Here is a 21880-nt window from a genome sequence, read left to right as displayed (position 1 = left end):
GCTTCCTTTGTACTCACCCCAGAACACTCTCTGCGGCTTTCCTCCGGGCTTCCCTTCGGTGTTTCCGACTCTATCAGAACCTTTCGGCTCCGATTTCCTCGGCCGCTTTCCAGTCAAGCGCTTTACGCGCTTTTCTTTCCGGCGGGCCCGACTTTATCAGAGACTCTGAGTCGGAATTTCCGTCCCGATCGAGGTGTCCGTACACGCGAGCGTGTGGGCTTCCCCTTCGGGCGGAGCCGTAAACGTACTGGAGCGGGGCGCCCCGATGCAAATCGAGGGGCCCCGCTCCCAGTTCACGTCTCGTCAGACCTCGACCACGACGGGAAGGATCATCGGCCGTCGGCGGTAGTTGTCCGAGACCCACTTGCCGAGGGTGCGGCGGACCAGCTGCTGCATCTGGTGGGGTTCGACCACGCCGTCCTGCGCGGAGCGTTCCAGGGCTTCCTGGATCCTCGGCACGACGTCGCCGAACGCCGCGTCCTCGATGCCGGAGCCACGGGCCTGGATGTGCGGGCCCGCGGTGATCTTCCCGGTACTGGAGTCGACCACGACGAAGACCGAGATGATGCCTTCGTCTCCGAGGATGCGCCGGTCCTTCAGTACGGGTTCCGTGACATCGCCGACGGAGAGGCCGTCCACGTACACATATCCCGCCTGGACCTTGCCGACGATCTTCGCCTTGCCCTCGACGAGGTCCACGACGACGCCGTCCTCGGCGATGACGATCCGGTCGTGCGGGACGCCGGTGAGGGCGCCCAGTTCAGCGTTGGCGCGCAGATGGCGCCATTCACCGTGGACCGGCATCAGGTTGCGTGGCTTGCAGATGTTGTAGAAGTACAGCAGTTCGCCGGCCGAGGCGTGGCCGGAGACGTGCACCTTGGCGTTGCCCTTGTGGACGACGTTGGCACCCCAGCGGGTGAGGCCGTTGATCACGCGGTAGACCGCGTTCTCGTTGCCGGGGATGAGTGACGACGCCAGGATCACCGTGTCGCCCTGGACGATACGGATCTGGTGGTCGCGGTTGGCCATGCGGGACAGGGCCGCCATCGGCTCGCCCTGGGAGCCCGTACAGACCAGGACGATCTCGTGGTCGGGGAGGTCGTCGAGGGTCTTGACGTCGACGACGAGGCCCGGTGGGACCTTGAGATAGCCGAGGTCCCGGGCGATGCCCATGTTGCGGACCATCGAGCGGCCGACGAAGGCGACCCGGCGGCCGTACTCATGGGCTGCGTCGAGGATCTGCTGGATGCGGTGGACGTGGCTGGCGAAGCTCGCCACGATGATGCGCTTGCGGGCGCCGGCGAAGACCTGCCGCAGGACGTTGGAGATGTCCCGCTCGGGCGGGACGAAGCCCGGGACCTCGGCGTTCGTGGAGTCGGAGAGCAGAAGGTCGATGCCTTCTTCGCTCAGCCGTGCGAAGGCGTGCAGGTCCGTGAGGCGGCGGTCCAGCGGGAGCTGGTCCATCTTGAAGTCGCCGGTGTGGACGACCATGCCCGCGGGGGTGCGGATGGCGACCGCGAGGGCGTCCGGGATCGAGTGGTTGACGGCGATGAACTCGCAGTCGAAGGGGCCGATCCGCTCGCGGTTTCCCTCCGCCACCTCCAGGGTGTACGGACGGATGCGGTGCTCCTGGAGCTTGGCCTCGATGAGGGCGAGGGTCAGCTTGGAGCCGATCAGCGGGATGTCCGGCTTCTCGCGGAGGAGGAAGGGGACACCGCCGATGTGGTCCTCGTGGCCGTGCGTGAGGACGATGCCCTCGATGTCGTCGAGGCGGTCTCTGATGGACGTGAAGTCCGGCAGGATCAGGTCGATTCCGGGCTGCTCCTCCTCGGGGAAGAGCACTCCGCAGTCGACGATCAGCAGACGGCCGTCGTACTCGAAGACGGTCATGTTGCGGCCGATCTCGCCGAGGCCGCCGAGCGGGGTGACCCGCAGGCCGCCTGCCGGGAGCTTGGGCGGGGCGCCGAGTTCAGGGTGCGGATGACTCAAAAGACTCTCCTGACCATGCGCGCCACGTACCCGTGGCACGTGGCGCGCATGTCGTTCGTGCATAAGCAGTTGTCGGTGGTCGGACGCGGGACGACGTGGGGTTCGGGCCCGCGGTGGTGCGTATTCAGTTGTGAAGTTGTGAAGTCTGTGCTGACGGGTGTACCCACCCGGGGTTACAGGTGTACCCCGCCGGCGGCGAGATCGATCTTGAGCTGGGCCGTCTCCTCGGGTGTCAGCTCGATCATCGGCAGCCGCAGGGGACCGCCGGGCAGGCCCTGGAGGGCGAGTGCGGCCTTGGTGGTGATGACGCCCTGGGTGCGGAACATGCCGGTGAAGACGGGGAGCAGCTTCTGGTGGATCTCGGTGGCCTTGTGGACGTCGCCTGCGACATACGCGTCGAGGAGGGCGCGCAGGTCGGGTGTGACGACATGGCCCACCACGGAGACGAAGCCGACGGCGCCGACCGAGAGCAGCGGGAGGTTGAGCATGTCGTCGCCGGAGTACCAGGCGAGGCCGGAGCGGGCGATGGCCCAGCTCGCGCGGCCGAGATCGCCCTTGGCGTCCTTGTTGGCGACGATCCGCGGGTGCTCGGCGAGCCGGACGAGTGTCTCGGTGTTGATGGGGACGCCGCTGCGGCCGGGAATGTCGTAGAGCATGACGGGCAGCCCGGTGGCGTCGGCGATGGCCGTGAAGTGCCGGAGCAGGCCCTCTTGCGGGGGCTTGTTGTAGTACGGGGTGACGGTGAGCAGGCCGTGGGCGCCGGTCTTTTCGGCCGCGCGGGCGAGTTCGATGCTGTGCCGGGTGTCGTTGGTGCCGACTCCGGCGACGATGTGGGCGCGGTCGCCCACCGCGTCCAGTACGGCTCGGACCAGCTCGGTTTTCTCCGCGTCGCTGGTGGTCGGGGACTCTCCGGTGGTGCCGTTGATGATCAGGCCGTCGTTGCCTGCGTCCACCAGATGGGCGGCGAGCCGCTGCGCGCCGTCGAGGTCGAGAGCGCCGTCCGCCGTGAACGGCGTGACCATGGCGGTGAGGACCCGCCCGAAGGGGGTCTGCGGAGTGGAGGTCGGAGCCATGGGTAATACGCTACTCGCTGCTCAGCGCGGGGTCCCCCCTCGGGGGATGCGGTCGGATACGACAAAACGCCGGTCGATGTGACAAAGAGCTGCCGGGACGTGACGAGGAAGAGGAGCCCGGCACTGCCTGCTCGGGGGTTCAAGCAGTGCCGGGTCCGTTTGATCAGGCTAGATGAACTTCTCGAAATGCCGCAATACGGACACTTCGCCGCGTTGATCCGCACATCTGTGCCGTGCGGGCCCCGGGCCTGGTGCTACGGAGCCACGCGTCCGTTCGCATTGAAGGCCGCGTGGGTCAAGGGCATGAGCGCCGCCCAGTGCTGTTCCATCTTCTCGCCGACCATCTCGATCTCCCGCTGCGGGAAGGACGGGACCTTGGCCAGTTCGTGCTGGGTGCGCAGGCCGAGGAAGTGCATCAGCGACCGGGCGTTGCACGTGGCGTACATGGAGGAGAAGAGGCCGACCGGGAGGACCGCACGGGCCACCTCGCGCGCGACACCGGCGGCGAGCATCTCCTGATACGCCTCGTACGCCTCGCGGTACGAGTCCTCCATGACGCGGCCGACCAGCTCCTGCTGGGCCTGGGTGCCCTCCACGAAGACGTACTTGCCGGGACGCCCCTCCTGGACCAGCTTGCGGGACTCGTCCGGCACGTAGAACACGGGGTCCAGTTGGCGATAGCGGCCCGATTCCTCGTTGTACGAGTTGTGGACGACGATTCCGTTGGCGAGGAAGTTGTGCCAGGGCCCTTCGACCGAAAGGTCGTACGTCATCTCCTCGCCGTCCGCCTCGATGGCCACGATCGGGTCCGGAACGGCCTTGGCGATCGTGCCGTCGCACCGGAGCAGCGCCTGCTCACCGGCGCTCTTGACGGCATGGCACGGCTCACAGGCCGGGGCGAGGTTCTTCTCGTCGAGGGCCTGCGTCAGATCGTCCGCGGCCGGGACCACATGGTCCAGGGCGAGCTGATCGCGGGGGAAGTCGTGGCCGCAGAGGTGGCAGGTGTCGGTTTCCTTGATCAGCCTCTGTCGCTGCAGGGAGGTCCATACGCCGATGCCGCGCCGCAGGCTCGGCGGGACCGGCGCCTGCGAAGGGCGAGGAGCCGTGCCGGCGGCCATGACGGCTTCCCCGACCGTGAGTTCCCCTGCCTTGCACCAGCCTTCGGGGGTGAACACCGCGTGGTCGACGGTGCACCGGAGGGTCTTCCCCGAGGCCGTGGTGATCTTGATGAGGGGCTTGACGCCGGACTCGATCACATCGACGATCCTGGCCCGCTGGGCGAGCAGGGTCTCCTCGTCGTAACAGCGGACGTGGTTGCGGCGCACCGATTCGAGCTTGCGCAGCCGCGTACTCGGATGCTGTTCGCGGAACTCCGCGACGGCCGACTCGGCCGCCTCCCGGCTCTCGTACAGCCCGAGGTAGTGGTTGGTCTCGCCACGTTGGACCTGAGCCGTCCACTTGCCCGCCCGGCTGTGCCAGGTCACGCCGCCTGCGGAGTGCGGGAGGCGGTCCTCGACGTCCAGATGCCAGAGCTGGTGCAGTTCGGCGATGGTCCGGCGGCGGAGGTTGCCGGCCTCGCCCTCCAGGGTGATCTCCGTGTCACCCGCGAGGCACCAGCCGACCCTGTGGCGCATGAACTCGCGGAAGACGAAGATCGGGGCGCTGATGAAGAAGGTCATCGAGTTGTGCTCGAAGGGGCTGCCGTGGCGGTCTCGCATCAGGTAGTTGATCAGGCCCTTGGAGCGCTCCGGGTCCTTCTTCAGCTCGTCGAGCGACTGCTCTCCGACGGTGGAGACACGGGCGGCGAACAGCACGTCCGAGTCCGTCGCCGCGTGCTTCACCAGTTCGACGGAGACATCGCCGCGGAAGCTCGGCTTCTGATCGTCGGCCGGGGTCTGGGTCACGGTTGGGGGGTCCTTCCCATCACATCCATCGGGCGGCGCCCACTCTACGACCCGGCGCTGACAATCGGTCGTTCGGCCACGAGCGCCGACATAGCCGCGCCGATCGCACCGAATCTCATGGAACTTCTGCGAATTCGGTGAAACAGGGCACCTCTCGCGGGGTTCGTGCGTCTGTATGGGTGACAGTGTCCCGTTCGACACCCGAGGACCCGACACCCCTTCGACACCCGAGGAGACGTGCTTCCCATGTTCCGTCGGCGCGAGCCCGTTCCGTTCGCCTTCATCGCCGAAGCCGACACTTTCCGCAGCAATGTCACACCGCCGCCCCGCGAGCGGGCGACGGCGAGCCAGATGGTCGGCCGCACTCTGATAGGTCTCACCGTGGTGGGTGGCCTGGTCGGCGCCGTGATCTTCGGGCTGCCCGCCCTGTCGGCCGAGCAGTCACCTGCGACGACGCAGCACTCCGAGGCGTCGGAGAACCGCTGACTCGTCCGGACCCCCAAGGGTGGTGGGCGTGGTCACGGCTCGGTTAGCCTCACCGGGCACAGCCCGTGCGTGGATTGAGTGAGGACCAGTCGTGCCCCTGCCCTTTCTGACGGCCGACCGCGCTTTCGACGAGACCGCGGCCGATGTCGCGCTGCCGTTCGACGACCGTGACCGCTGGCGTCGGCCGTATCGGCCCGGCCCGTGGCGAGTGGGGGCCGCCGCGCTCCTGCTGCTGCTCGCCTCGTACGTCCTGTTCGCCGCGATGATCATCGCCTTCGCGGGCGGTCTGTCCGGCGCGACGGCCTGCGGAGCCGGCGCGCTGCTGATCATCGCCGCCGCGCTGCGGCTGCTGCGGATGGGGATCTGGGTGAGCGCGCGGGGACTGCGGCGCGTGGGCTTCCTGAGCACGCAGACGCTGCCGTGGACGCGGGTCACCGCCGTGCGGACGGTTCAGCAGCCCGTGCGGTGGCTGGGGCTGCCGCGCACCGTGCAGGGGCAGGCGCTCGTACTGGTACGGAGCGAGCGGCGGAGTGAACCGGCGGCGCCGCTGTTGACGACGCACAACGCCGACTTCCTGGCGCGCGCCGAGGCGTTCGAGCGGGCGGCGGACTCCGTCGAGGTGTGGGCCGAGGAGTACCACCGCGGCTGACCGACATCCTGGGCTGACCGACATCCTGGACAGCGCCCTGACGGAGTCGCGCTCAGGCGTTGAGCGGCTTTCCGGCGTGCAGCGAGATCGCCCGCTGCATCGCCTTGCGGGCGCGGGGTGTGTCGCGGGCGTCGTGGTAGGCGACCGCGAGCCGGAACCAGCAGCGCCAGTCGTCGGGGGTGTCCTCGGTCTCCGCCTTGCGTTTGCGGAACACGGCGTCGGCCGAGTCGCGGTCGATCCGGCCGCTGGGGGTGCGGACCAACTCGTCGACGGGCAGGCCGCCTTCGGCCTCCAGGGCGGCGGCGAGCCGGTTCGCGTCCCGGACGAACCGGGTGTTCTTCCAGAGGAACCAGACCCCGATCACCGGCAGCACCAGCACGGCGAGGCCGAAGGTGACGGTGAGCGGGGTGCCGTTCCGGATGAGCAGCACGCCACGGCTGCCGACCAGGACGAAGTAGCCGACGAGGACGGCCGCCGTGACGGCGTAGGTGATCTTCGCGCGCATCAGGGTCAGCCGAGGTCCAGGAAGTGTTCCAGGCCGAAGGTGAGGCCCGGGGTCTCCACCACGCGGCGCACCCCGAGCAGGATGCCCGGCATGAAGCTGCTGTGGTGCAGCGAGTCGTGGCGCACGGTGAGTGTCTCGCCCTCGCCGCCGAGCAGCACCTCCTGGTGGGCCAGGAGCCCGCGCAGCCGTACGGAGTGCACGGGGATGCCGTCGACGTCCGCGCCGCGCGCGCCGTCGAGCGCGGTGACCGTGGCATCGGGCTGCGGCACGCTGCCGGCCCGCTCACGGGCGGCGGCGATGAGCTGAGCCGTCCGGGTGGCGGTGCCGCTGGGCGCGTCGGCCTTGTTCGGGTGGTGCAGCTCGATGACCTCGACCGATTCGAAGTACGGCGCCGCGAGCTGCGCGAACTTCATGGTGAGGACCGCGCCGATGGAGAAGTTCGGGGCGATGAGGACACCGGTGCCCGGCGAGGCGGCCAGCGAGGTGTCGAGCTGCGCGAGGCGGTCGTCGGTCCAGCCGGTGGTGCCGACGACGCAGTGGATGCCGTGCCGGACGCAGAAGTCGAGGTTGCCCATGACCGACCCGGGTGTGGTCAGTTCGACGGCGACCTGCGTACCGGTCTCGGCGAGGGTCTCCAGCTTGTCGCCGCGGCCAAGCGCCGCGACCAGTTCCATGTCGTCGGCGGCCTCCACGGCGCGTACCGCCTCCGAGCCGATTCGGCCCCTGGCGCCGATGACCGCCACGCGCAGCTTGCTCATGTGCTTGTTCCTTACGGGGAGTTGGGCGGTTCGGAGCTTCAGGAGACCGCTTCGTGCAGGCGGGCGGCCTGCTTGTCCTTGAGCGGGCCGATGACCGAGAGCGACGGGCGCTGTCCCAGGATGTCGCGGGCGACGGCGCGGACGTCGTCCGGGGTCACCGCGGCTATCCGGGCCAGCATGTCGTCGACGGACATCTGTTCGCCCCAGCACAGCTCGCTCTTGCCGATACGGTTCATCAGCGCGCCCGTGTCCTCCAGGCCGAGGACGGTGGAGCCGGCGAGCTGGCCGATGGCGCGGCCGATCTCGTCGTCCGGGAGGCCGTTCTCGGCGACCTGGTCGAGTTCGTCGCGGCAGATCTTCAGCACGTCGTGGACCTGGCTGGGGCGGCAGCCCGCGTACACCCCGAAGAGGCCGCAGTCGGCGAAGCCCGAGGTGTACGAGTACACGCTGTAGGCGAGGCCGCGCTTCTCGCGGACCTCCTGGAAGAGGCGTGAGGACATGCCGCCGCCGAGTGCGGTGTTCAGGACGCCGAGTGCCCAGCGGCGCTCGTCGGTGCGGCCGAGGCCCGGCATGCCGAGGACGACATGCGCCTGCTCGGTCTTGCGGCCGACCAGTTCGACGCGGCCCGCGGTGCGCAGGGCGCGCCGGCCCTCGCGGGGCGCGATCGGCTCCGCGTCGGTCCGCTCCAGCGCGCCGGCCCTGTCGAAGGCGGCGCGGACCTGGCGTACGACCTTGTGGTGGTCGATGTTGCCCGCGGCGGCGACGACGAGGTGCGTCGGGTCGTAGTGCTTCTTGTAGAAGCGGCGGATGCGGTCGGCGCCGAGGGCGTTGACCGTGTCGACGGTGCCGAGGACCGGGCGGCCTAGGGGGGTGTCGCCGAGCATGGTGTGCGCGAACAGGTCGTGCACGCAGTCGCCCGGGTCGTCCTCGGTCATCGCGATCTCTTCGAGGATGACGCCGCGCTCGGCGTCGACGTCGTCCTGGAGGATCAGCGAGCCGGTCAGCATGTCGCAGACGACGTCGATGGCGAGGGGCAGGTCGGTGTCGAGCACGCGTGCGTAGTAGCACGTGTACTCCTTGGCCGTGAACGCGTTCATCTCGCCGCCGACCGCGTCGATCGCGGAGGAGATGTCGAGCGCCGACCGCTTCTTGGTGCCCTTGAAGAGGAGGTGCTCCAGGTAGTGCGTCGCGCCGTTCAGCGAGGGGGTCTCGTCGCGGGAGCCGACGTGGGCCCAGATGCCGAAGGTCGCGGAGCGTACGGAGGGCAGGGTCTCGGTGACGACGCGGAGGCCGCCCGGCAGGGTCGTACGGCGGACCGTGCCGATGCCGTCCCTGCCCGCGAGGAGGGTTTGGGTACGGGCGACGGCCCGCGTCTCCGAGGAGACACGGGCCGTCGCGCGAGGACTACGGGACGTCACTTGTCGGAGTCGTCCTTCTGGTCCGAGGAACCGTCGGCGTCGCTCTCGCCCTCGACGACGGGGATCAGCGACAGCTTGCCCCGGGAGTCGATCTCGGCGATCTCGACCTGGACCTTGGCGCCCACGGCGAGCACGTCCTCGACGTTCTCCACGCGCTTGCCGCCGGCGAGCTTGCGGATCTGCGAGATGTGCAGCAGGCCGTCCTTGCCGGGGAGCAGGGAGACGAACGCGCCGAAGGTGGTGGTCTTGACGACCGTCCCCAGATAGCGCTCGCCGACCTCCGGCATGGTCGGGTTGGCGATCGAGTTGATCGTGGCGCGCGCGGCCTCGGCCTGCGAGCCCTGGGCGGCACCGATGTAGATGGTGCCGTCGTCCTCGATCGTGATGTCGGCGCCGGTGTCCTCCTGGATCTGGTTGATCATCTTGCCCTTGGGGCCGATGACCTCACCGATCTTGTCCACGGGGATCTTGACGGTGATGATCCGCGGGGCGTTGGGGGACATCTCGTCCGGCGTGTCGATGGCTTCCATCATCACGTCGAGGATGTGCAGACGCGCGTCGCGGGCCTGCTTCAGGGCGGCGGCCAGGACCGACGCCGGGATGCCGTCCAGCTTGGTGTCGAGCTGGAGGGCGGTCACGAACTGCTTGGTGCCGGCGACCTTGAAGTCCATGTCGCCGAAGGCGTCCTCCGCACCGAGGATGTCGGTGAGCGTGACGTAGTGCGTCTGGCCGTCGATCTCCTGCGAGATCAGACCCATGGCGATACCGGCGACGGGGGCCTTGAGGGGCACACCCGCGTTCAGCAGGGACATGGTGGAGGCGCAGACCGAGCCCATCGACGTCGAGCCGTTGGAGCTGAGGGCCTCGGAGACCTGGCGGATCGCGTAGGGGAACTCCTCGCGCGTGGGGAGCACCGGGACGAGCGCGCGCTCGGCGAGGGCGCCGTGGCCGATCTCGCGGCGCTTCGGGGAGCCGACGCGGCCGGTCTCGCCGGTGGAGTACGGCGGGAAGTTGTAGTTGTGCATGTAGCGCTTGCGGGTCACCGGCGACAGGGTGTCGAGCTGCTGCTCCATGCGGAGCATGTTCAGCGTGGTGACGCCCAGGATCTGGGTCTCGCCGCGCTCGAACAGCGCCGAGCCGTGCACGCGCGGGATGGCCTCGACCTCGGCGGCGAGGGTGCGGATGTCGGTGACACCGCGGCCGTCGATGCGCTTCTTCTCCTTGATGACGCGCTCACGGACCAGGGACTTGGTCAGCGAGCGGTACGCGGCGGAGATCTCCTTCTCGCGGCCCTCGAACTGCGGGAGCAGCTTCTCGGCGGCCAGACCCTTGACGCGGTCCAGCTCCGCCTCGCGCTCCTGCTTGCCCGCGATGGTCAGCGCCTGGGCCAGCTCGTCCCGCACGGCGGCCGTGAGGGCCTCCAGGACGTCGTCCTGGTGGTCGAGGAAGATCGGGAACTCGCCGGTCGGCTTGGCGGCCTTCGCGGCGAGGTCGGCCTGGGCCTTGCACAGGACCTTGATGAAGGGCTTGGCGGCTTCCAGACCGGCGGCGACGATCTCCTCGGTCGGCGCGTCGGCGCCGCCCTCGACGAGCTTGATCGTGTGGTCGGTGGCCTCGGCCTCGACCATCATGATCGCGACGTCGCCGTCCTCCAGGGTGCGGCCCGCGACGACCATGTCGAAGACGGCGTCCTCAAGCTCGGTGTGCGTCGGGAACGCCACCCACTGGCCGCTGATCAGCGCGACGCGGACGCCGCCGATCGGACCGGAGAAGGGCAGTCCGGCAAGCTGCGTGGACGCGGACGCGGCGTTGATCGCCACGACGTCGTACAGATGGTCGGGGTTGAGCGCCATGATCGTGGCGACGACCTGGATCTCGTTGCGCAGGCCCTTCTTGAAGGACGGGCGCAGCGGGCGGTCGATGAGGCGGCAGGTGAGGATCGCGTCCTCGCTGGGCCGGCCCTCGCGCCGGAAGAAGGAACCGGGGATCTTCCCGGCCGCGTACATACGCTCCTCGACGTCCACCGTGAGGGGGAAGAAGTCGAGCTGGTCCTTGGGGTTCTTGGATGCGGTGGTGGCCGACAGCACCATGGTGTCGTCGTCCAGGTACGCCACGGCGGAACCGGCGGCCTGCTTGGCCAGGCGGCCCGTCTCGAAGCGGATGGTGCGGGTGCCGAAGGGGCCGTTGTCGATGACGGCCTCGGCGTAGTGGGTCTCGTTCTCCACTAGTGATTTCTCCTCGTCTTCGTCCTCTGCCCGTGTGGCCGGGGACGGTGGCGGAGAAGCGCGCCTTGTGTGCGGGCCGGTCTTCGATCGAAGCACCCGGGGTCCTGTTTCTTCCCGGGGGCCACTACCGAGGACCGGCGGCGGCCGGGGGCGCTTCTCCTCGTTCGGTAATGCGTGGTGCGACCAGACTACAAAGCCGCGGTGACACCGCGCACGCAGAGCGGGCGCGGTGGCGTCGTACGGGTGGTACGGAACGGCGAAGGGAGCGGCCCCCGGCTTGGGGAACCGCTCCCTTCACGGCGTGCTACTTGGCGCCCGCCGCACCGCGCCGGATGCCCAGGCGGTCGACCAGCGTACGGAAGCGCGCGATGTCCTTCTTCGCCAGGTACTGCAGGAGGCGGCGGCGCTGACCGACCAGGATGAGCAGACCACGACGGGAGTGGTGGTCGTGCTTGTGGGTCTTGAGGTGCTCGGTCAGGTCCGAGATCCGGCGCGAAAGCATGGCGACCTGGACCTCGGGGGAGCCGGTGTCACCTTCCTTGGTGGCGAACTCGGTCATGATCTGCTTCTTCGTAGCGGCGTCGAGCGACACGCGTACTCCTCGTTTTCGTCTTCGTGAGGCCACCGAGTGCCCCTGGTCCACATCTCAGGGGAGCTTCCATGACTCGGGAGGCTGGGATCCGCTGGGCGCGGCCCCCGGGATCCCGTGGATTCCGAGGGTGCGTACACATACGGCCGTCGACCAGAATACCAGGGCGGGTGGGCGCCCCCCGCCGGGCTCCGGTAACTCCCTGTGGCGGTTCCGGGGCGCCCAGTAGGGTGCCTGCTGGAATTGCCGCACCGCCGGAAACGGCACGGGCGGAACGGTACGGGAGAGGGGTCGCGGGAGCATGACGGAACCGCAGGGGCACAGCGAGAGCGAAGAGGCCGTGAAGGCGCGCAAGGAGCGCGAGAAGGACGAGCTGTACGGGCTCGACATCTCGGGTGTGGAGTGGCTGAGCGCGCCGGGTACCGAGGAGCACGAGGAGCGCGTCGAGATCGCGTATCTGCCGGGGGGCGCCGTGGCGATGCGGTCGTCGATCGACACGGAGACCGTGCTGCGGTACACCGAGGCCGAGTGGCGGGCCTTCGTACTCGGGGCGCGGGACGGCGAGTTCGACCTCCAGCCGGCGCCGGACGACGGGCCCGCACAGTAGGGCACGGGGCCTGATTCGTGCGTGTGGGCATGTCTTCTGGGCAGGCTGTGACGTAACGGGCGGTGTACGGGGCCGGATGGGCCTGCCCCCGGGGTGGTCGGGGTGATTAGGCTGGGTCCGGGCGCGTCGGTGGAACCTGTCAACGGGTTGCCGGTGTCCCAGGGGGAGAGCCCGGCGGATCTGTCGGATCCGGCGGTCTCGGACGGCGCGAAGCGGTCGCCCCATGACGACTTGAGGGTGCTCGACCACACAGGAGGAATTGTGAACAGCGACCGGGACGGGAACCGCGGGGGCTGGGCCACACCCGACGATGACCGGCCCGACGCCGAGAACCCGGCCGAGACGACGGGCGAGTTCACCCTCGATTACGCGCCGCCGGCCTGGTATACGCAGAACGCTTCGGGGAGTGCCGGGGAGACGCCTTCCGAGCCGCCCGCTCCCCCGGTCGCGTCTGCTCCTCCAGTGACGCCCGCTCCGCCGGTGGCTTCCGTTCCTCCGGTACCGGGTCCTCCGGTTCCTGTTCCGCCCGCGCCCGTGCCCGTGCCCGCGGTTCCTTCCGCCGATGCGGGGAGCGCCACCGCGGTGCCGAATCTGGTGGGGCTCGGGTTCCGTCCGGCGCCCGACGCGCCGGACTCCGGTGACGAGGGCGACGGTGACTCCGCGTCAGGTGATCTGGAGAGCGGTGCCACGATGCGGTTCTCGGCCGTGGCGCTGAAGCGGGAGATCGCCGAACGGACCGCCGCGGACGAGTCGTCCGATGAGCCGTCCGGGGAGTCGGAGGCGTCCGAGGAGCCGGAGGCGTCCGAGGAGCCGGAGGTGTCCGGGGGTGACGATGCCTCGGTGGTCGAGCCCGCGGCCGAGGCCGAGGTCGACGACTTCTCCGCTGCCGAACCCGCCGAATCAGCCAAGGCCGACGCCCCCGACAGCACCGACATCGCTGCCGACCTGGACGCCGACGAAGACGAGGACGAGGTCGCCGACGCCGTCGTCGTCGTGGACGACGTCCAGGACCGGATCCCCGTACCCGAGCCGGTGCGGGACGCGCCGCCCGCCTGGACCCCGCCGCCCGTCGCCCAGGGTGGGGTGCCTCCGCTGCCGCCCGCCTTCCAGCCCGCCGCAGCCGCGCCGGCGCCCGCCGGTCAGTGGCCCACGGACGCGCCGCCCGCGCAGCCGCCGGTTCCGCCGTCCTACGCGCCGCAGCCGCCCGAGCCGCAGACCCCGGCCCCACAGCCGCCCGCGCCCCAGTACCAGCGGCAGCCGGTCGGCCAACCGCAGCCTCCCCAGGCTCCGTTCCAGCCGCAGGCCCCGCAGCCCGCGCCGTCGGCCTGGCAGGCGCCGCCCGCCCCCGTCCCGCCACAGACACCGCAGGCTCCCGGTGGATACGGCTTCCCCACCCCGGGCACACCGCCCGCCGACCCGAACCCGCCCGTCCCGCCCACCGGTTACGGCTTCCCGCAGCCCGGTGCCGCCCACTCGCCCGCCCAGCAGGGCGGTTACGGGTTCCCGCAGGCACCCGGTACGCCGAACCTTCCGGCACCGGTCGCCCGTAACCTCCCGGCGCCCCCGGAGCAGCCGCAGGCCCCCGTACCGCCGCAACCGCAGCCCCACGCGCCGTACGTCCCGCAGGGACAGCAGCCCGGCGGTTACGGGTTCCCGCAACAGGGTCAGCAGGCGGTGCCCGGTCAGCCCGCCCAGGGCGGTCAGCCGCAGCAGCCGCCGCAGCCCCCGGTCGACCCCCGTGCCGGTGCCGCCTGGCCGCAGCCCGTGCAGCACGATCAGCGGGAGCGGACGCATCCGGGTGCGCCTCTCGGGTACACGGCCGCCGTCGAGCTGTCGTCCGACCGGCTGCTCAACAACAAGAAGCAGAAGGCGAAGAGCGGGCGGCCCGCCGCCGGTGGGTCGCGGTTCAAGATCGGTGGCAAGAAGGAGGAGGCCGAGCGGCGGCAGAAGCTCGAACTGATCCGTACGCCGGTCCTGTCCTGCTACCGCATCGCCGTGATCAGCCTCAAGGGCGGCGTCGGCAAGACGACCACGACCACCGCGCTCGGCGCCACGCTCGCCAGTGAGCGGCAGGACAAGATCCTCGCGATCGACGCCAACCCGGACGCCGGTACGCTCGGCCGCCGGGTACGCCGGGAGACCGGTGCCACGATCCGCGACCTGGTCCAGGCGATCCCGTACCTCAACTCGTACATGGACATCCGGCGGTTCACCTCGCAGGCGCCGTCCGGCCTGGAGATCATCGCCAACGACGTCGACCCGGCCGTGTCCACGACGTTCAACGACGAGGACTACCGGCGCGCGATCGACGTGCTCGGCAAGCAGTACCCGATCATCCTCACGGACTCGGGCACCGGTCTCCTCTACAGCGCGATGCGCGGTGTGCTCGACCTCGCCGACCAGCTGATCATCATCTCGACGCCGTCCGTGGACGGTGCGAGCAGCGCCAGTACGACGCTGGACTGGCTGTCGGCGCACGGGTACGCGGAGTTGGTGTCGCGGTCCATCACCGTGATCTCGGGGGTCCGCGAGACCGGCAAGATGATCAAGGTGGACGACATCGTCAGCCACTTCGAGACGCGGTGCCGCGGTGTGGTGGTCGTGCCCTTCGACGAGCATCTGTCGGCCGGTGCCGAGGTCGATCTCGACATGATGCGGCCCAAGGTCCGCGAGGCGTACTTCAATCTGTCGGCGATGGTCGCCGAGGACTTCGTACGCGCGCAGCAGGTGCAGGGGCTGTGGACGTCGGACGGGAATCCGCCGCCGCAGCTCGCACCGCCGATGCCGGGGTATCAGCAGCAGAGTCCCGCCCAGCCGGGGCAGGTCCCGCCGCGGCAGTACCAGCAGCCGCAGCCCCAGCCCGGACAGCCTCAGCCTCAACCTCAGCCCGGCCAGGTCCCGCCCGGGACCGGCTACCCCGGCTCGCCCCCGGCCTGGCAGCACCCGCAGCAGCCTCAGCAGCCCGCGCCGCAGGCGATCCCCCAGCAGCAACCGCAGCCGCAGCCGCCGCACCCCGGAGCCCAGTTCCAGCCGGGCCAGCCCTTCCAGCCGAACCAGCCGGCCCCCGGGCAGCCCTTCCACCCCCATCAGCCGGCGCCCGGCCAGCCCGTACCGCCCGGCGGCCTGCACGCACCCGTCCCGCACCAGCAGCAGCCGCCGGAGCAGCAGCACCAGCCGCCGCCCCCGCAGCAGTAGCCACCACGCCCCCGCACCGGTCCTCCCACCCCGGTCGCACGCCGCACAGAAGTCCGACTCCAGGGCCCGTACCGACCTCCGGTGCGGGCCCTCGTCGTGGCGTGCGGGCCGCATACCGAGACCTGGGGCGCCGTGCGCCGCCACCCCGTGGCCTGGGGGGCTTCAGTGGTCTCGACCAATGTGCGTGAAATGCCGGTCAACTCGTTATTTCCGCAGGCCACATGGGGTTCACCCGCCGTTGACGCGCGCAGACCGGCGCTGGTAGACACACACATCACCAGCTGGCGTCTCATGATCCATCAGACATCCCTGCATCCCTGCGCGAGCGATGACGCGAGGTCACCGACCCATGGACACACAAGATCAGCACGGCAGATCCCCCCTACGCCCCCGGGCGCGTGGCGCTCGGCGCGGCGCCCGTGACGGCGTTCCCGACCGCGCCCGCGCCGCCGGTCGCGCCCGCCTCCGAGGTCTGCGGCTGCTCGCGGCCGGTGGCGCCGCGGCGTTCACCCTGACGGCCGGCCTCGCGACGCCACTCAACCCCGCGCCCCGGCAGGCCGAGGCCGCGGACGGCAGGACCACGCTCACGGTGGCGGTCTCGCAGAGCGTCGACTCGCTGAGCCCCTTCCTCGCCACCCGCCTGGTCAGTACGAGCATCAGCCGGCTGATGTACGACTACCTGACCAACTACGACCCCAAGGACAACCACGCCGTCCCGGGTCTGGCGACCAAGTGGGAGCCGTCGCCCGACAAGCTGACGTGGACGTACACGATCCGCGAGAACTCCAAGTGGTCGGACGGCGAGAAGGTCACCGCCGAGGACGCGGCCTGGACGTTCAACAAGATGATGACCGACGAGGGCGCCGCGACCGCGAACGGCAGCTTCGTCGGCAACTTCAAGGCGGTCACCGCGCCCAGCCCCACCGAGCTGGTCATCGAGCTGAAGAAGCCGCAGGCCACGATGGCGGCGCTCGATGTGCCGATCGTGCCGAAGCATGTGTGGGAGAAGGTCGACGACTTCTCGAAGTTCACCAACGACAAGACCTTCCCGATCGTCGGCAACGGCCCGTTCGTCGTCACGGACTACAAGGCCGACAGCTATGTGAAGCTCGCGCCGAACAAGTCGTTCTGGCGGGGCGCCCCCAAGTTCGACGAGCTGGTCTTCAAGTACTACAAGGACGGTGACGCGGCCGTCGCGGCGCTCCAGAAGGGCGAGGTGTCCTTCGTCCAGGGGCTGACGCCCGCGCAGGCGACGGCGCTGAAGAGCCAGTCGGACGTCAAGGTGAACGACGCGCCGGGCCGCCGTTTCTACGCGCTGGCCACCAACCCGGGCGCGCAGGCGAAGGACGGCACGAAGTTCGGCGACGGACACGAGTCCCTGAAGGACCAGAAGGTACGGCAGGCGCTGTTCCTGGCGGTCGACCGCGAGACGATCATCGACAAGGTGTTCCAGGGGCACGCGGTGATGGGCGAGGGCTACATCCCGCCCCGCTTCTCGACGTACTTCTGGAAGCCTTCCGACGCGCAGAAGCTGGCGTACGACCCGCAGAAGGCGGCGCGGCTGCTCGACGAGGCCGGGTACAAGAAGAACGGTGACGGCAAGCGCGTCGGCAAGGACGGCAAGCCGATCACGTACCGCATCCTGTGCCACGCGACCGACCCGAACGACAAGGCGATCGGCAAGTACCTCCAGGAGTGGTACGGCAAGCTCGGCATCGGTCTGACGGTGGACTGCCTCGACAACGTCACCGACCCCTGGCTCGCCGGGAAGTACGACCTCGCGTTCGACGGCTGGTCGGTCAACCCGGACCCGGACTTCGTCCTGTCGATCCACACCTGCGGCGCGCTCCCGGCGACGCCGAAGGACACCGGCGCCACGGACAACTTCATCTGCGACAAGCAGTACGACGACCTGTACGCGCAGCAGCTCGCCGAGTACGACGAGGGCAAGCGGGCCGACCTCGTCAAGCAGATGGAGTCGCGGCTGTACGACCTCGGGTACATGAACGTCATGGCGTACCCGAACGCCGTCGAGGCGTACCGGACCGACCAGATCAAGTCGATCACGACGATGCCCGAGGCCGCGGGGAACATCTACGGGCAGGACGGCTACTGGAGCTGGTGGTCGGCGGTTCCGGCCGCTTCCGGTGAGTCCTCCGACAACTCCAGCTCCACGGGCGTCATCATCGGGATCGTCGCGGCCGTCGTCGTCCTCGCGGGTGTCGCCGGGTTCTTCGCGATGCGGCGTCGATCCACCGCGGAAGACCGTGAATAACCGGAGGACTGTGAACCACGTGAACCATGTGAACCGCGTGAACAGTCGGGACGGGCGGACCGGGCGCCATGGCAACTGACAGCACATCGGCGCTCGTGGAGAGCGCGGAGCCCGACGGTCCGGCCCAGGCCGGGCCGTCGGCCCGCGGTCCGCGGGCCCGCGCCACCACCGCGTATCTGCGGTATGTGGCGGGCAAGCTGGCCGGCGCGGCCGTGTCGCTGCTCGCCGTGCTCGTGACCAGCTTCTTCCTGTTCCGGCTCATCCCGGGCGACCCGGTCAAGTACATGACGGGCGGGCGCCAGGTGTCGGCCGAGCAACTCGCCTCCTACCGGCGGGAGTTCGGGCTCGATCTGCCGATGTGGCAGCAGTTCACGGAGTACTGCGGCAAGGCGCTCACCGGCGATCTGGGGACCTCGTACCAGTTCCGCGCCCCGGTCATCGACAAGATCACCGAGGCGCTGCCGAACACACTGCTCCTGACGGGGACCGCCTTCGTCCTCTACACCGCGCTCGGGATCTTCCTCGGTACGCGCTCCGCATGGCGCAGCGGCAAGCTCGGGGACCGGGTGAACACCGGGCTGGCGCTGACCCTGTACTCGCTGCCGAAGTTCTGGCTCGGTCTGCTGCTGATCATCGTGTTCTCGGTGGGCATGGGCCCGATCCCCGGACTGTTCCCGACGGGCGGGATGGAGTCGGGCGGCGAGACGGGCTTCGCGTACGTCCTCGATGTCGCGCACCATCTGGTGCTGCCGGTGATCACGCTGGTCGCGGTCGAGTACGGGCAGACGCTCCTGGTGACCCGGTCGGCGCTGCTGGACGAGATGGGCAGCGACTATCTGACGACGGCGCGCGCCAAGGGCCTGCGGGACGATCTGGTGCGGCGGCGGCACGCCGTGCCGAACGCGATGCTGCCGACCGTGACGCTGATCTTCGTCAATCTGGGCGGGGTCGTCGCGGGCACCATCCTGGTGGAGACGGTGTTCTCCTGGCCGGGCCTGGGCGGGCTGTTCTACCAGGCGCTGAGCGTGCCCGATCTGCCGCTCGTCCAGGGCCTGTTCTTCGTGTTCGCCGCCGCCGTGATCGTGATGAACACCCTCGCCGATCTGATCTATCCGCTGCTCGACCCCCGGGTGGGCCGATGACGACCGAGATCACCCCGCCCACCCCGGCGGACACCGCTGCCCCGGCCGGGAGCCCGCAGGGGCCGCGCTCGCCACGGGCGCTGGCCTGGCAGCGCAGACGGCACTCCGTCGTCCGCTTCTGGCAGCAGTACCGCACCCACCGCTCCGGTCTGTTCGGCCTGGCCGCGCTGGTCGCCTTCGCGGTGATCGCGCTGACCGCGCCGCTCACCGTCGGCTCCGACGTGCAGAGCGTGACGAACGCGCCGGGCGGGCCGATGGAGCGTCCGAGCGGTGAGTTCTGGCTGGGCACGGACCAGTTCGGCCGTGATCTGTTCGGTCTGGTGCTCTGGGGCTCGCGGGTCTCGCTGATGGTGGGCCTGCTCGCGGCGGTGCTCTCCGTCGCGATCGGCGCGCTCGTCGGCATCACGGCCGGGCACTTCCGGGGCTGGTACGCGACCGTCATCATGCGGGTCACCGACTGGTTCCTGGTGATGCCGACGCTGGTGCTGGCCATCGCCCTCGCGACCGTGATGTCCCGTTCGCTCGGCACGATCATCCTGGCCATCGGCGTGACCACCTGGCCGACCACGGCCCGCCTGGTGCGCGCCCAGACGCTCGCCGTGGAGTCCCGGCCGTACATCGAGCGCGCCAAGGCGCTCGGCGGCGGCCACGGTCACCTGATGAGCCGGCACGTCCTTCCGAACGTCATGCCGCTCGTCCTCGCGCAGACCACGCTCGGCATCTCCAACGCGATCCTCTCCGAGGCGACGCTCGCCTTCCTCGGGCTCGGCGATCCGACCGTCACGTCCTGGGGCGGGCTGCTCCAGGACGCGCGTGAGGCGGGCGCGGTCAGCTCGGGGCACTGGTGGTACCTGGTGCCGCCGGGTCTGGCGATCGCCGCGGTGGCGCTCGCCTTCACGCTGTGCGGACGCGCGGTCGAGTCCGTACTCAACCCCAAGCTGGGGGTGGCCTCATGAGTACGTCACTGCTGGACGTACGGGACCTCGAAGTGACGTACGCGGGCGGGGCCGCCGCCGTGCGCGGGGTGAGTCTGACGCTGGACGCGGGCCAGAAGCTCGGCATCGCGGGCGAGTCCGGCTGCGGCAAGTCGACGCTGGCGCTGGCGCTGCTGCGGCTGCTGCCCGCCGGGACCAAGGTCTCCGGGCAGATCCTGCTCGACGGCGAGGACGTGCTCGCCATGAAATGGGGGCAGGTGCGGGCGGTGCGCTGGGCGGGCGCGTCGATCGTGTTCCAGGGCGCGATGCACTCGCTCAACGCGGTGCACCGGGTCGGGGACCAGATCGCCGAACCGATCCTGCTGCACAAGAAGGCGACGCCCGGGGCCGCGCGGAAGCGGGCCGGGGCGCTGCTGGAGCAGGTGGGGCTTCCGGCGGCCCGCCTGGACGCGTATCCGCACGAGCTGTCCGGCGGGCAGCGACAGCGGGTGATGATCGCGATGGCGCTGGCCTGCGATCCCCGCCTCGTCATCGCCGACGAGCCGACGACGGCGCTCGACGTGATGATCCAGGCGCAGATCCTGCGCCTCATCGAACAGCTCGTCGCGGAGCAGGACGTCGGCCTGGTGATGATCAGCCACGACCTGGCGGTCCTCTCCGACACCTGCGACCGGCTCGCCGTGATGTACGCGGGCCGCGTCGTCGAGGAGGGCCCGGCCCGGCAGGTGTACGAGGACGCGGTCCATCCGTACGGGAAGGCGCTGTCGGCCGCGTTCCCGCGCATCGGCGATCCGGCGTCGCGGTTCGCACCGCGCGGGCTGCCCGGTGATCCGCCGGATCCGTCGGCGCTGCCGGCGGGGTGCGCGTTCCATCCCCGGTGCGGGGTCGCCCTTGAACCATGCGCGACGGACGACCAGGTGCTGCGGGAGGCGGGGGGCGCGGGACGTCGGGCCGCTTGTGTGCATGTGGGGGCGGTGGTGCCGGGGCAGGCGGCGGAGTCCGCTGACGGCCCGGTCGGCGAGAGCGGTGCCGGGCCGGCCGCGGAAGAGGCAAGGAGCACACCATGACCACCAGCCCAGCGGCCCCCTCGGCGGACGCCGAACCGGTGCCGGACCGGGTCGCCGCCGAACCGCTGCTGAGCGCCGGTGAGCTGCGGGTCGCCTTCCCCGGCCGGCAGGGTGCCGCCACGGCGCGTGCCGTGGACGGGGTCGACCTGGACATCGCGCCCGGTGAGATCGTCGCGCTGGTCGGCGAGTCGGGCTGCGGCAAGACCACGCTGGCCCGCGCGCTCCTCGGTCTGGTGCCGCCCACCTCGGGCCGGGTGACCTTCGGCGGCCGACCCCTCGACTACGGCGCCCGCGCGCTCAAGGCGTACCGCAAGCGGGTGCAACTCGTGCTCCAGGACCCGAGCGGGTCGCTCAACCCCCGGCACACCGTCTACGACGCGGTGGCCGAGGGGCTGCGGATCCACAAGTACGGCGGGGACGAGCGGGCCGCTGTCGCCGGGGCGCTGTCGCGGGCGGGCCTCCGGCCTCCGGAGCGCTTCTTCCTGCGCTATCCGCACGAGCTGTCCGGCGGGCAGCGGCAGCGGGTGGTGATCGCGGGGGCGCTCGTCCTGGAGCCCGAACTCATCGTCGCGGACGAGCCGGTGGCCTCGCTCGACGCCTCCGTGCGCGGCGAGATCCTGGCGCTGCTGCTGAGGCTGCGGGACGAACTCGGGCTGTCCGCGCTGGTGGTGACGCACGACCTGGGTCTCGCGTGGAACATCGCGGACCGGGTCGCGGTGATGTACCTCGGCCGCATCGTGGAGACAGGCGCGGTGGAGGAGGTGCTGACGGCACCCCGACACCCGTACACCCAGGCACTGTTGTCCGTCCTCCCGGAGGCCGAGGGCGCTCCGGTGATCCTCACAGGCGAGCCCCCGGACCCGTCCCGCATCCCTTCCGGGTGCCGCTTCCACGCCCGCTGCCAGATCCTGGCGTCGGGCGAGGCGGAACGGGCCGGGGTGGCGGAGGCGTGCCGTACGGAGGATCTGCCGGTGTTGACCGGGGGGAGCGGGGCGCAGGTGGCTTGCCATTGGGCGAGGGCTTCGGGGGGCGGCGGCTAGCTGGTACTTCAGGGGCGGCGGCC

General features: G+C 70.1%; 16 protein-coding genes and 3 pseudogenes. 9 read left to right on the top strand and 10 right to left on the bottom strand.

All coding sequences use genetic code 11. The annotated features are described in order from the left end of the window. Nucleotides 1-303: 303 nt before the first annotated feature. The 5 genes and pseudogenes from ACIQNU_RS26590 to ACIQNU_RS26570 form a co-directional block, all read right to left on the bottom strand. The gene (locus tag ACIQNU_RS26590) at nucleotides 304-1989 is read right to left on the bottom strand and encodes a ribonuclease J (protein WP_401371110.1); all 1686 of its coding nucleotides are present in this window, start codon (nucleotides 1987-1989) and stop codon (nucleotides 304-306) included. Between the two features lie 173 nt (nucleotides 1990-2162). Next, nucleotides 2163-3062: a 4-hydroxy-tetrahydrodipicolinate synthase gene (gene dapA / locus ACIQNU_RS26585; RefSeq protein WP_401371107.1), complete on the bottom strand. Its 900-nt coding sequence runs from the start codon at nucleotides 3060-3062 to the stop codon at nucleotides 2163-2165. Nucleotides 3063-3316: 254 nt separating this feature from the next. Next, nucleotides 3317-3766: pseudogene (thyX, locus tag ACIQNU_RS26580) on the bottom strand (FAD-dependent thymidylate synthase); the annotation flags it as partial. A gap of 3 nt (nucleotides 3767-3769) precedes the next feature. Next, a pseudogene (locus ACIQNU_RS26575) lies at nucleotides 3770-4696 on the bottom strand (HNH endonuclease); the annotation flags it as partial. Continuing rightward, nucleotides 4676-4966, bottom strand: a pseudogene (locus ACIQNU_RS26570) (FAD-dependent thymidylate synthase); the annotation flags it as partial. The pseudogenes ACIQNU_RS26575 and ACIQNU_RS26570, both read right to left, overlap by 21 nt. Before the next feature lie 246 nt (nucleotides 4967-5212). On the opposite strand from ACIQNU_RS26570, the gene ACIQNU_RS26565 reads away from it, so the two are divergent. Next, nucleotides 5213-5452, top strand: coding sequence for a hypothetical protein (locus ACIQNU_RS26565; RefSeq protein WP_401371104.1), 240 nt, complete (start codon nucleotides 5213-5215; stop codon nucleotides 5450-5452). A 91-nt stretch (nucleotides 5453-5543) separates the two neighbouring features. Next, nucleotides 5544-6101, top strand: coding sequence for a hypothetical protein (locus ACIQNU_RS26560; protein WP_401371102.1), 558 nt, complete (start codon nucleotides 5544-5546; stop codon nucleotides 6099-6101). Between the two features lie 52 nt (nucleotides 6102-6153). Here the strand turns inward: ACIQNU_RS26560 and ACIQNU_RS26555 are convergent, their stop codons facing one another. The 5 genes from ACIQNU_RS26555 to rpsO all read right to left on the bottom strand — a co-directional run bounded on the left by ACIQNU_RS26555 (nucleotide 6154) and on the right by rpsO (nucleotide 11599). Beyond that, nucleotides 6154-6606: a hypothetical protein gene (locus ACIQNU_RS26555; protein ID WP_401371099.1), complete on the bottom strand. Its 453-nt coding sequence runs from the start codon at nucleotides 6604-6606 to the stop codon at nucleotides 6154-6156. Nucleotides 6607-6611: 5 nt separating this feature from the next. Then, nucleotides 6612-7364 carry a 4-hydroxy-tetrahydrodipicolinate reductase gene (gene dapB / locus ACIQNU_RS26550; protein ID WP_401371096.1) on the bottom strand — a complete coding sequence of 251 codons (753 nt, stop codon included), beginning with the start codon at nucleotides 7362-7364 and terminating at the stop codon, nucleotides 6612-6614. A gap of 38 nt (nucleotides 7365-7402) precedes the next feature. Further along, nucleotides 7403-8782 carry a M16 family metallopeptidase gene (locus tag ACIQNU_RS26545; protein WP_401371094.1) on the bottom strand — a complete coding sequence of 460 codons (1380 nt, stop codon included), beginning with the start codon at nucleotides 8780-8782 and terminating at the stop codon, nucleotides 7403-7405. Beyond that, the gene (locus tag ACIQNU_RS26540) at nucleotides 8779-11007 is read right to left on the bottom strand and encodes a polyribonucleotide nucleotidyltransferase (RefSeq protein WP_401371091.1); all 2229 of its coding nucleotides are present in this window, start codon (nucleotides 11005-11007) and stop codon (nucleotides 8779-8781) included. The genes ACIQNU_RS26545 and ACIQNU_RS26540 overlap by 4 nt, the downstream gene beginning before the upstream one ends. A gap of 304 nt (nucleotides 11008-11311) precedes the next feature. Further along, nucleotides 11312-11599 (bottom strand): 30S ribosomal protein S15, encoded by a 288-nt coding sequence (gene rpsO / locus ACIQNU_RS26535; RefSeq protein WP_401371089.1) that lies wholly within the window; start codon nucleotides 11597-11599, stop codon nucleotides 11312-11314. Between the two features lie 298 nt (nucleotides 11600-11897). Between rpsO and ACIQNU_RS26530 the strand changes: the two genes are divergently transcribed. The 7 genes from ACIQNU_RS26530 (at nucleotide 11898) to ACIQNU_RS26500 (ending at nucleotide 21857) form a co-directional block, all read left to right on the top strand. Further along, nucleotides 11898-12203 carry a DUF397 domain-containing protein gene (locus tag ACIQNU_RS26530; protein ID WP_401371086.1) on the top strand — a complete coding sequence of 102 codons (306 nt, stop codon included), beginning with the start codon at nucleotides 11898-11900 and terminating at the stop codon, nucleotides 12201-12203. Nucleotides 12204-12464: 261 nt separating this feature from the next. After that, nucleotides 12465-15398, top strand: coding sequence for an SCO5717 family growth-regulating ATPase (locus ACIQNU_RS26525; RefSeq protein WP_401371083.1), 2934 nt, complete (start codon nucleotides 12465-12467; stop codon nucleotides 15396-15398). A 349-nt stretch (nucleotides 15399-15747) separates the two neighbouring features. After that, nucleotides 15748-17673 (top strand): ABC transporter substrate-binding protein, encoded by a 1926-nt coding sequence (locus ACIQNU_RS26520; RefSeq protein ID WP_401371080.1) that lies wholly within the window; start codon nucleotides 15748-15750, stop codon nucleotides 17671-17673. Between the two features lie 68 nt (nucleotides 17674-17741). Next, entirely contained in the window at nucleotides 17742-18815 is a 1074-nt protein-coding gene (locus tag ACIQNU_RS26515) for an ABC transporter permease (RefSeq protein WP_401371077.1), read from the top strand. Further along, complete coding sequence (locus ACIQNU_RS26510; protein WP_401371074.1) at nucleotides 18812-19771, top strand: ABC transporter permease; 960 nt, start codon at nucleotides 18812-18814, stop codon at nucleotides 19769-19771. Before ACIQNU_RS26515 ends, ACIQNU_RS26510 begins: the two co-directional genes overlap by 4 nt. Next, a complete protein-coding gene (locus tag ACIQNU_RS26505; protein ID WP_401371071.1) occupies nucleotides 19768-20817 on the top strand; it encodes an ABC transporter ATP-binding protein in 1050 nt (349 codons plus the stop codon). The genes ACIQNU_RS26510 and ACIQNU_RS26505 overlap by 4 nt, the downstream gene beginning before the upstream one ends. Continuing rightward, nucleotides 20814-21857: an oligopeptide/dipeptide ABC transporter ATP-binding protein gene (locus tag ACIQNU_RS26500; RefSeq protein ID WP_401371068.1), complete on the top strand. Its 1044-nt coding sequence runs from the start codon at nucleotides 20814-20816 to the stop codon at nucleotides 21855-21857. Before ACIQNU_RS26505 ends, ACIQNU_RS26500 begins: the two co-directional genes overlap by 4 nt. The last annotated feature ends 23 nt before the right edge of the window (nucleotides 21858-21880 follow it).

This window comes from Streptomyces sp. NPDC091292 (genome assembly GCF_044757265.1).
Classification (GTDB): domain Bacteria; phylum Actinomycetota; class Actinomycetes; order Streptomycetales; family Streptomycetaceae; genus Streptomyces.
Note: the sequence above shows the minus strand (reverse complement) of the source record. Positions and strands in the feature narration are given on the sequence as shown.